The organism is Mesorhizobium sp. M7D.F.Ca.US.004.01.2.1, from assembly GCF_003997785.1.
GTDB classification, from domain to species: Bacteria; Pseudomonadota; Alphaproteobacteria; order Rhizobiales; family Rhizobiaceae; genus Mesorhizobium; species Mesorhizobium loti.
In genome coordinates this window covers 1-7,082 of record NZ_RZRQ01000311.1, presented here as the reverse complement: position 1 = coordinate 7,082, position 7,082 = coordinate 1, and the positions used below count along the sequence as shown (strand labels likewise).

Sequence of the window (7,082 nt, the reverse complement as noted above, 5' to 3'; positions counted from 1 at the left end):
GCATTGCCGCCGCCGCCGCCGACACCGAACACGGTGATGCGCGGCTTAAGCTCGGTGATGTCCGGCTTTTGCAGATTGATGGTCATTGTCTCCGTCCTTTGCCTTTCACGCCGCTTCGCCGCCGCGGCCGCCTATGGGGCTGTCCCCGTCAATTTAGAAACTGTCTCTCAACCACTGACTCATGCGATGCAGTTTTCCGCCCGTTCCGGTCATTCTGAGACCGGAAATTCCTTTCGCCGGATGGCTCTCGAAGCTCGCCATCTGCGGATAGATCAGAAGCCCTACCGCGGCCGAGAAAGCCGGCCCCTTCGCCGCTTCCGGCAGGCCGGCCACGCCGAGCGGACGGCCGATGCGCACATTGCGTCCCAGGATGCGGCGCGCCGCCTCCGGCAGGCCGGCAAGCTGGCTGGCGCCGCCGGTGAGCACGACACGCTTGCCCACCGCATTGCCGTAGCCGGACTTGTTGAGCCGGTCGCGCAGCAGTTCGAGCGTCTCGTCGATGCGAGCGCGCACGATGCGCGTCATCACCGAGCGCGGGATCTGCAAAGGCACATCGCCATCGTCGCCGATCGGCTGGATCGAAACCAGGTCGCGATCGTCAGCGCTGCCGGGCAGCGCCGAGCCATGCATCACCTTCAGCCGTTCGGCGGCATCGAGCGAGGTCGACAGTCCCTTGGCCATGTCCAGCGTGACATGATTGCCGCCGATGGCGATGGCGTCGCCATGGACGAACTTGCCTTCCGAAAACACCGAGATCGTCGTCGTGCCGCCGCCCATGTCGATGCAGGCCGCGCCCATTTCCAGTTCGTCGTCGACCAGGGCCGCCAACCCGCTGGCATAGGGCGTCGCCACCATGCGCTCGACCGACAGATGCGAACGGTTGATGGAAAGCTCCAGATTGCGCATCGGCGCGGCGTCGCCGGTCAGCACATGCATGTCGACGCCGAGTGCGTCGCCGACCATGCCGCGCGGATCACGCACGCCGCGTTCCGCATCCAGCGAGAAGCCGACTGGAAGCGAATGGATCACCTCGCGCTCGACCTTCAGCGCCTGCTTGGCGCCGGCGCCGAGAACGCGCTTGATGTCGGTCTCGTCGGCCTCATGGCCGCCAAGATTGATGGTGGCGGAGAAGGCTTCGCTCTTCAGCCGACCGGCCGTCATGTTGACGATCAGCGAATCGACCGTCAGCCCGGCCATGCGCTCCGCCGCATCGACGGCGAGACGTATGGCATGCTCGGCGCGGTCGAGATCGACGACAACCCCCGACTTCACGCCTTGCGACTTCTGATGGCCGATGCCGATAACCTGGATCCGGTGCGAGCGGCCACGCAACAGCTTGCCGTCATCGCACGGCTTCAGCTTGGCCACCATGCAGCAGACCTTGCTCGAACCGACATCCAGCACCGTCAGGGTGCCGGATCGGCGCGACGAGGCATCGCCATGACCGCCAAGCCAGCTCATATCTTCGTCTCCGGCTTGCGCTTCAGGCTCTTGGGTTTTTCGTTGAGTGCGGCTTCGCGTTGCGTTGCCGCCTCGGGTGTCAACTGCACGACCAGCCGGTCGGTCAGGCGCATGTCGACGGCGGCGATGTCGCGTGACAACAGCCCCTTGTCCTGGTCCATCTTGACGAGTTCGGCCAGCGCCTGATCCTCGTCATCCTCGGGAAGCTTGACAGTGATGCCATTGTCCAGCTTCAGGTCCCAGCGCCGTTCGCCGACGCGGATATAGCCTTTGATCCGGGTGGCGAGCTCAGGATATTTTTCGATCTTGGCGATGAAGTCGGGCGCGCTCGCCGGCGCGCCGGTGCCGATCAGCAGCGGCAGCAACACCTGCTTGCCGCCCGAGAACGGCGCGATCACAGCGCCATCCTTCTCGATGACGGACAGCTCGTCGCCCTGTTGCCAGAGCGCGAAGGCCTGGCGCTCTTCGACGCGCACTTCCAGCGTGTGCGGGTAGACCTTGCGAACCGCCGCAACCTCGATCCACGGCAGGCCGGAGATGCGCTCGCGCGCCGCCTCGGCGTCAAAGCCGATCAGCGACGTCCAACCGTCGAGCTCGAGCCTGTCGAGAATATCGATCTCCGAGGTCTGGCGATTGCCGACCACCTTGACCTGGTCGACGGCAAAGCCGGTGCGGGCAGTGATGCTCTGCACGATGCCGTCGACATGGCCGCCGAGATAGGCGCCATAGGCACTGCTCGAGGCAATCAAAACGGCCGACATCATGGCCGCGGAAAAGCGCGGCGCCTGGAATTCCCCGACGCCGAGGCGCGCCAGAATGCGCACCGGGCGGCGCAGCATCCGCGGCAGCACGAAATGGTCCAACGACAACGGCAGGCCGAACAGCGCCGGCCCGGCCGCGCCCCTCTCCTTACCCTGTCCCCATTTCAACGCAGACACGAAGCGTCCTCCACCATCCAACTCAACAAATCGCCAAACGAGTGCCCGGCCTGGGCGGCGATTTCAGGCACCAAGGACGTCGGCGTCATACCCGGCTGGGTGTTGACCTCGAGCCACACAACCTCGCCGTTTTCGGAATGCCGATCGTCATAACGGAAGTCCGACCGGGAAACGCCCCGACAGCCGATCGCTTGGTGAGCCTTGAGCGCCAGTGTTTGTATTTTTTGGTAAATATTCGGTGAAACTTTTGCGGGGCATTCGTGCTTTGATCCCCCAGCGACATATTTTGAATCATAGTCGTAGAAGGAATGGCCGGTCGGGATGATCTCGCAGACCCCCAGCGCCACATCGCCCATCACCGCGCAGGTCAGCTCGCGGCCATGGATGTAACGCTCGACCATGACGGTATCGCCATATTTCCACTCGGACGAGCCGATCACCTGCGGCGGATGCGACTGGCCTTCATGCACGATGACGACGCCGAAGCTCGAGCCCTCATTGACCGGCTTGACCACATAGGGCGGCTTCATCGGATGTTTGCTCTGGATGGCGAAGCGGCTGGCGACCTTCGATTCGGCGACCGGCACGCCGACCGCCTTGGCAACCCGCTTGGCCTGCTCCTTGTTCATGGCCAGAGCCGAGGCGAGCACGCCGGAATGGGTGTAGGGAATGCCGAGATATTCGAGGATGCCCTGGACAGTGCCGTCCTCGCCAAAAGGGCCATGCAGCGCGTTGAAGACAACATCGGGCTTGAGCTCGGCAAGCACGGAGCCGACATCGCGCCCGACATCGACGCGCGTGACCTGGTAGCCTTCCTTCTCGAGCTCATCGGCACAAGCCTTTCCCGAAGACAGGGACACGGGCCGCTCGGACGAAAAACCACCCAGCAGGACGGCCACATGCTTGCTTTTCATTCCCCGGCATCCCCTCTCACGGCGGACCAAAAACCAAGATTTTCCGCAACATTGAGTCCGAGTCTCCCAGCAGGTTGCCCCCCCCAGACGGAAAACGCGGGTAACGCGTCGAACGACTCAAATCAGGAAACGCTTTTGAGCAGAGAATCAGAGAGTTGATTCACTGGCAAGTGCTTACGATTCCGAGAGATTCACTTTCTGAGAAAATGGATGCGAAAAGCGTGTCGTTGAGTCTTTACAGCAACGGTCGCGGGTCGTTTTGATCCCGTCGAAGTTCATGTATCACATGAAGTTCGACGCGGGCTAAAGCAGCTGTCCGAGAAACTCCTGGACGGCATGCCCCGGCCGGAAATTGCCGATGCGCTTGATTTCCCATTGCAACCGGATGCCGGAATTCTCCAGCACCCGCGTGCGCACCGTCTCGCCGAGATATTCAAGATCGTAGCCGGTCGCGGTTCCCGTGTTGATCATGAAGTTGCAATGCATCGGCGACATCTGCGCGCCGCCGATCATCAGGCCGCGGCAACCCGCCTTGTCGATCTCCTTCCAGGCCGACGTGCCTTCGGGATTCTTGAAGGTCGAGCCGCCGGTCTTCTCGCGGATCGGCTGCACGGTCTCGCGATGGTTCTGCACGGCCTCCATCGCCGCCTTGATCGCCGCCTTTTCTTCTGGATACCCCTCGAAAACCGCCGATGTGAAGATCACGCCAGCCGGCACCGCCGAATGGCGATAAGAATAGTCCATGTCCTCAGCCAGGAATGTCGTGATTTCCCCCTTGCGAGTAAGCCCTCGCAACTCGACAACCCGTTCGCGGGTCTCCACGCCGTTGGCGCCGGCATTCATGACAAGCGCGCCGCCTACGGCGCCGGGAATGCCGTGGTAGAAATGGAACCCGCCAATGCCTTCCTCCAGGGCAAATGCGGCGAGGCGCTTGTCAGGGGCGGCAGCACCGGCGTTGATCCCGCCAGTTGCTGTTCTCTCGATCTGACCGAAACCTTTCGCCGAAAGCCTGATGACGAAGCCTGGAATGCCGCCGTCGCGAACCAGAAGGTTCGAGCCAACGCCAACCACGGTCAGCGGTATCTCTTCGGGAACCGCGCGCAGGAACGCCGCAAGATCTTCCTCGTCGGCCGGCTGGAACAGCACCTCGGCCAGCCCACCGGCGCGGAACCAGGTAATCTTGTCCATCTCGGCATTCGGCGTGAGGCGGCCGCGCAGGCCGGCAAGCCGGTCGCCAAGTCTGTCGATCAGGGCCTGGCCGTGCATCATGAGACGGTCCCGCCAAGCTCCTTGGGCAACGCATAGGCCCATTGGGTGATGTTGCCGGCGCCAAGGAAGACGACGAAATCGCCCGGCTTGGCCAGATCGCGGATGATGGGCGCAATCGCCGCCGGACCCTCGATGTAGCGAGCGTCGCGATGGCCGCCGGCGCGGATGCGCGACACCAGCGCGTCCGAACTGACGCCGTCGATCGGCTCTTCGCCGGCCGCGTAGACCGGCGCCACCATCACCGTGTCGGCGTCGTTGAAGCAGGTCGAAAACTCGTTGAATAGGTCATGCAGTCGGGTGAAGCGATGCGGCTGGGCAATGGCGATGACGCGGCCCTTGGTGGCGCTGCGTGCCGCCTTCAGCACCGCCGAGATTTCGACCGGATGGTGGCCGTAATCGTCGAATATTTCGACGCCGTCCCACGAACCGGTGTGGGTGAAGCGGCGCTTGACGCCGGCGAAGGACGACAGGCCCTTCTTGATCGCCTCGGCCGACAGGCCGAGCTCATGCGCGACGGCGATCGCAGCCGTCGCGTTGGAGACGTTGTGACGGCCGGGCATCGGCAGGCGCAGGCCTGCAATCGTCGTTTGGCCGCCGGTCTTGCGGTCGCGGATCACCACGTCGAATTCCGAAATGGCACCGGCCATGCGGTGGTTGGTGAAGCGCACATCGGCCTGCGCGTTCTCGCCATAGGTGATGACGCGGCGATCTTCGATGCGGCTGACCAGCGCCTGCACCTCAGGATGATCGGTGCACATCACGCCAAAACCGTAGAACGGCACGTTCTCGACGAACTGGCGGAAGGCCTCGCGCACCTTGTCGAAACTGCCATAGTGATCGAGATGCTCGGGATCGATGTTGGTGACGACGGCGATCTCGGCCGGCAGCTTGAGGAAGGTGCCGTCGCTCTCGTCGGCCTCGACCACCATCCATTCGCCGTCGCCCATGCGCGCGTTGGTGCCATAGGCATTGATGATGCCCCCATTGATGACGGTCGGATCGAGCCCGCCGGCGTCGAGCAAGGTCGCCACCATCGAGGTCGTCGTCGTCTTGCCATGCGTGCCGCCGATCGCCACCGCCTGGCGAAAGCGCATCAGCTCGGCCAGCATCTCGGCCCGGCGCACGATCGGCAACAGCTTTTCGCGCGCGGCCTTGAGCTCCGGGTTGGATTTCTTGATCGCCGTCGAGACGACGACCACCTCGGCATCGCCGAGGTTCTCGGCCTTGTGGCCGACGAAGCATTCGATGCCCTTGTCGCGCAGCCGCTGCACATTGGCGCTTTCGGCCTGGTCGGACCCTTGCACCTTGTAGCCGAGATTGTGCAGCACTTCGGCAATGCCGCTCATGCCGATGCCGCCAATACCGATGAAATGCACAAGGCCGATGGTCTGCGGCATCTTCATGCGTGCGTCCCCTTCCTGAAATCCGAAACGGTTTTTTTCGACGCAATAGCCTCTGTGAGATCAGCGAGCAACCGTGCCGCGTCCGGCCTGCCTGCCGATTTCGCGCCCGCCGCCATCGCCGCCAGCCGCTCGGGAGCATCCATCAGCCCGCCGACGAGCGCTGCGATGCGTTCGGGCGAAAGCGAGGATTGTGGGTGCACTTCGCCGCCGCCAGCAGCGGCAAGGGCCGCCGCGTTCGCCGCCTGGTCGTGATCGAGCGCATAGGGGTAAGGCACCAGCAGCGCCGGCCGGCCAATGACGGCGATCTCCGAGACAGTCGAGGCACCGGAGCGCGAGATCACCAGGTGAGCGGTCGCTATGCGCTGCGCCATGTCGGTGAAGAAGGGTGAGACCTCGACGGCGACGCCAAGGGCGGCATAGGCCGCCTTGACCCGCGCCACGTCATCCGCGCGCGCCTGCTGCGTGATCACCAGCCGCTTGCGCTGGGCATCGGAAAGCAGCGCCATGGCTCCCGGCACGGCATCGGAAAAGAACTGGGCGCCCTGGCTGCCGCCGAACACCAGCAGGCGAAACGGCTGTTCCCCGGTCGACGCCGCATAAGCCGTCTTGGCCGCTTCCAGCACGGCAGGCCTGACCGGATTGCCCGTCGTCACCGTCTTGACGCCGGCAGAACTGGTGTCCTGCGGCAGGAAGCCGCCGGCGATGGCATCGACGCGGCCGGCCAGCGCACGGTTGGCGCGTCCCATCACCGCGTTCTGCTCATGGATCAGCGTCGGCACCTTGCGCCGTGTCGCCGCGTAGAGCGGCGGCAAGGTCGGATAGCCGCCGAAGCCGACGACGGCATCCGGCTTGATCCTGCCAATGATGGCGGAAGCCTGACGCACGCCGCGCCAGATTTTCCAGAAGGCGCCAAGCAGGGCAAAAGGATTTTTCGAGCCCATCGTCGCCGACTGGATCGGATGGATGGCGGCGGCCGGGAAATGGCTGGCGAAACGCTCGGCACGGTCGTCGGTCGCCAGATGTACCGACCAGCCGCGCTCGTTCAGCTCATGCGCCAGCGCCTCGGCCGGGAAAAGGTGCCCACCGGTTCCGCCCGC

The 7,082-nt window shown here is 64.0% G+C and carries 6 protein-coding genes; all 6 read right to left on the bottom strand.

Translation table 11 applies throughout. The features are described from left to right. Window positions 1-153: 153 nt before the first annotated feature. The gene (ftsA, locus tag EN993_RS28540) at window positions 154-1,461 is read right to left on the bottom strand and encodes a cell division protein FtsA (RefSeq protein WP_109668243.1); all 1,308 of its coding nucleotides are present in this window, start codon (window positions 1,459-1,461) and stop codon (window positions 154-156) included. Further along, the gene (locus EN993_RS28535; RefSeq protein ID WP_127265448.1) at window positions 1,458-2,399 is read right to left on the bottom strand and encodes a cell division protein FtsQ/DivIB; all 942 of its coding nucleotides are present in this window, start codon (window positions 2,397-2,399) and stop codon (window positions 1,458-1,460) included. Before EN993_RS28535 ends, ftsA begins: the two co-directional genes overlap by 4 nt. Next, on the bottom strand, window positions 2,387-3,313 hold the full coding sequence (locus tag EN993_RS28530; protein WP_109668247.1) for a D-alanine--D-alanine ligase: 927 nt from the start codon (window positions 3,311-3,313) through the stop codon (window positions 2,387-2,389). Before EN993_RS28530 ends, EN993_RS28535 begins: the two co-directional genes overlap by 13 nt. 303 nt (window positions 3,314-3,616) lie before the next feature. Further along, complete coding sequence (murB, locus tag EN993_RS28525) at window positions 3,617-4,582, bottom strand: UDP-N-acetylmuramate dehydrogenase (RefSeq protein ID WP_127265447.1); 966 nt, start codon at window positions 4,580-4,582, stop codon at window positions 3,617-3,619. Then, window positions 4,579-5,985 carry a UDP-N-acetylmuramate--L-alanine ligase gene (murC, locus tag EN993_RS28520; protein ID WP_109668251.1) on the bottom strand — a complete coding sequence of 469 codons (1,407 nt, stop codon included), beginning with the start codon at window positions 5,983-5,985 and terminating at the stop codon, window positions 4,579-4,581. The genes murB and murC overlap by 4 nt, the downstream gene beginning before the upstream one ends. Then, a partial coding sequence (gene murG, locus EN993_RS28515; RefSeq protein WP_127265446.1) for an undecaprenyldiphospho-muramoylpentapeptide beta-N-acetylglucosaminyltransferase occupies window positions 5,982-7,082 on the bottom strand: 1,101 nt, incomplete at its 5' end. The genes murC and murG, both read right to left, overlap by 4 nt.

Coding starts and splice junctions, on each gene's coding strand:
- murB (WP_127265447.1), bottom strand. CDS start 4,582: ATGATGCACGGCCAGGCCCTGATCGACAGACTTGGCGACCGGCTTGCC.
- murC (WP_109668251.1), bottom strand. CDS start 5,985: ATGAAGATGCCGCAGACCATCGGCCTTGTGCATTTCATCGGTATTGGC.
- ftsA (WP_109668243.1), bottom strand. CDS start 1,461: ATGAGCTGGCTTGGCGGTCATGGCGATGCCTCGTCGCGCCGATCCGGC.
- EN993_RS28530 (WP_109668247.1), bottom strand. CDS start 3,313: ATGAAAAGCAAGCATGTGGCCGTCCTGCTGGGTGGTTTTTCGTCCGAG.